Here is an 852-nt window from a genome sequence, read left to right as displayed (position 1 = left end):
TTCTAAATGCTCAGCTGTAACATTTGGCGTGGTAAGTGTTAAAAAGATGAATTGTTTATCTTCTTTTTGCTTAATATATTGCATCATCAATGATAAACCTAACGCATCTTTTCTCGCTTTTCGCCATGCACATACAGGACAAAATCGATTTTTACATAAATTAGATTTATGCAATTTCTGTTTCTCTAATGTTTTATCTGCCACAAAACTCAAGAATGTATTGCACTCCCTTATCAAATCCATTTGTCCTTCTTTGACATGCCGTTCAATAAATTTCTGAAATACTTGATTTCTCCGTTTTTTCTCAGTATACTTTTCCATATATTAAATCACTGTAAAAACAACTAAGTTGTATACAAAGTTTTTATAACAAAAAAGTTGCTTTTTCTCCTTTCATGTAAAGTTTTGGTTTGGTCACCATAAACTCTACTATACTAGGTATGAAAAAGCAACTTTTTTTGCGTTCAAAGACAGTCATATCAACTAATCTAGAGATAGGTAACCATACGGGAATAGTTACCTATAGTATCAAGACAAGAAGAAACTCGTTTCACTCGTTTCAAAAAAGCCAAAAAATCTCATCGTTAAATACTTTTAAATGCACTATTAATAAATAAATGATAAAGTGAAAATGTAACATCATCCCCACATATCATTAAATCTTTTAATATGAAAAAGTTCTTTTACCCTCCATAGCCACTTAATTGTTGAGTGGCTATTTTTAATGCTTTATTCCAATTGCTTTTTGGTTGGAACCAACGGAGCATAATGTGTTGTTGAGTTGGTACTTCGTTGGGATTAATCCCAACAAACCACCAACCAACTCGCTAACATAGTTAGCTAACACATAGC

1 protein-coding gene is annotated in these 852 nt (G+C 31.8%); it reads right to left on the bottom strand.

Features of this window, described 5'->3' with window-relative positions:
* Nucleotides 1–321, bottom strand: a 321-nt coding sequence (locus AC1DG9_RS27415; RefSeq protein WP_477635743.1) for a protein rep, incomplete at its 3' end; no start/stop codon positions are given.
* Between the last annotated feature and the right edge of the window lie 531 nt (nt 322–852).

Source organism: Pedobacter sp. 05L430 (assembly GCF_056397585.1).
The sequence above is the reverse complement of the archived record's forward strand: the minus strand, read 5'-3'. Positions and strand labels throughout refer to the sequence as shown.